Here is a 1,907-nt window from a genome sequence, read left to right as displayed (position 1 = left end):
CGGAGGGAACCGTACAGATTTACCTGTGGCTGTATCCAGACATCACCGTCGATCTGCGCTACGACATCTGGGAGTGCCCAGAAGAAGAAGCTACGCCCCCGGGCGCGGGTGGCGATAACCCTGGCACGGGCGGCGATAACCCTGGCAGCGGCGGTAACGACACCAGCGGCGGCGGCGATTCGCCTGGTAGTGGCGGGTAAGTATGCGCTGACGCGCTAGGAGGAAACGTGAAAGCATTGATAGCTCAACAATCTACCCCTACAAATCAACCACCGTCGCCTTCGCTTTCTAATTGGGCTGAAGGTGCTGTCATCCTGGCGGCGATCGCTTACCTGATTAGGACTGTCGTACCCAGCTTGTTTAGCAGTTGGCTCAAGCGTAGCGAACTGGAGTCGCAGCACGACATAAACAGCGAGGCCGTCACGCTCTCTACTGTTCTAACCACCCTTACCAAAATGCAGGATGCGGTGTTAACGCAACAAAACACGCTCATTACCAATCTCCTCAACAAGCACCAAATTGCGATCGAAGACATCGAGCTAGCTAAAGCCATCAATTCTCAAAACCAGATTTTTAAGACTCTAATTGAGAATCAACAGGAAATCCTCAAATGCGTGCGGGAACTTAGTTTGAATCAAGAACAAGATTCAAATCAAAATTAGCTGGGGTTTCTTTCTAGATCTTCTCGGCTCTTCCGTTACAGTTCTCTTTATATCGACAAGTCGTCCAATTCAGAGTCTCTCTGATATCAAGCAAGACTGGATTGTCGGAGCTATTTCAGGGAAAAAAGTACTTCAAGAGTTCCTTTCGCGCTTTCCAAATCTCTTCCAAATACTTGACTATCGAGGCTCTAACGGAAATGATTTTGAGTTTGCAGATTTCTTTCGTTCTGGTAGATTTACAAGAGACAGATCAGAAAGTTTTTTCTCACATCTTTATAATGCCATAAATCATATTACATATGATGAAGAAGACCGTATTTCTTCTCTTTCTAAAAAAGACGTTGAAAATTGGTTCAAATCAGAACTGAGTACATATGCAATTGAAGCTGCAATCTCTGCTTCAGATGTACAGGTTATCCGCACAGCGATTGTCGGAGGAGATGAGTTCATACTTGTTCTTAAGGAAGGAAGGTTGAGTTCTCTCATCACAGTATGCTTCGTGACAAGAGAGATATCGCGGAGAACATTACAGGACATTGAGCTTAGCAAGGCATAGAATGGCGTATAATCGGGTCGAGAAGGGTGTTTAGCCCTTCCCTCCCACACCACCCGGCATGCGGGTCCGCACCGGGCGGTTCATAATCGCCGCGCAAACAAACCTCAAGAAAATCAGGCATAACCCTGGACTTTCATCCAAAGTTCTCGCACTGAAAGCCAACCCTGTAACTGTAACCACTGATTCGTCATTCCCGTATGGGTTGCCAGAGTCTTTGACAAACGCCAATAGCCTTTGCGACTAATGCCGGTCAAAATCGCCTGTCGCTTACTGGTTCCGAGAGCAAGCAAATGGCGAATACGAGTGCGAGGTCTGCGCCACTGTTGACCGTAACACATGCGAATCCGTCGCCGCAACCAACCATCCAACTGCTCAATTGGACTGTAATGCTGGGAAATGCCGTAGTAGTTCATCCAACCTCGTAAGTATCGGTTCAACCGTTCCATGCGGTACTCCATTGAAACACCCCAACTACGTGACGTTAAGCCCCGCAGTCGATGTATGAAATCCCGATAGGCTTGGTCTGACCACCAAATCCGAATTCCTCGGAACGTAAATCCCAGAAATTCTAATTTGTCAGTCCTGACCACACGACTTTTCTGCCGATTTACTTTGAGCTTCAGCTTTTGGCTCAGGTATCGGCTGATATTAGCCAACACCCTCTGCCCTGCCCGTCTACTTTTGACCAG

The 1,907-nt window shown here is 47.8% G+C and carries 2 protein-coding genes and 1 pseudogene; 2 read left to right on the top strand and 1 reads right to left on the bottom strand.

Annotation, left to right across the window (positions count from 1 at the left end; all coding sequences use genetic code 11):
• A pseudogene (locus PSE6802_RS34190) lies at positions 1–200 on the top strand (hypothetical protein); the annotation flags it as partial.
• Between the two features lie 27 nt (positions 201–227).
• Complete coding sequence (locus tag PSE6802_RS0127080; RefSeq protein ID WP_019501730.1) at positions 228–662, top strand: hypothetical protein; 435 nt, start codon at positions 228–230, stop codon at positions 660–662.
• Positions 663–1,331: 669 nt separating this feature from the next.
• Here PSE6802_RS0127080 and PSE6802_RS30545 read toward each other — a convergent pair.
• On the bottom strand, positions 1,332–1,907 hold a 576-nt coding region (locus tag PSE6802_RS30545; protein WP_036945753.1), incomplete at its 5' end, for a group II intron maturase-specific domain-containing protein.

The organism is Pseudanabaena sp. PCC 6802, assembly GCF_000332175.1.
Classification (GTDB): Bacteria; Cyanobacteriota; Cyanobacteriia; order Pseudanabaenales; family Pseudanabaenaceae; genus PCC-6802.
The sequence above is the reverse complement of the archived record's forward strand: the minus strand, read 5'-3'. Positions and strand labels throughout refer to the sequence as shown.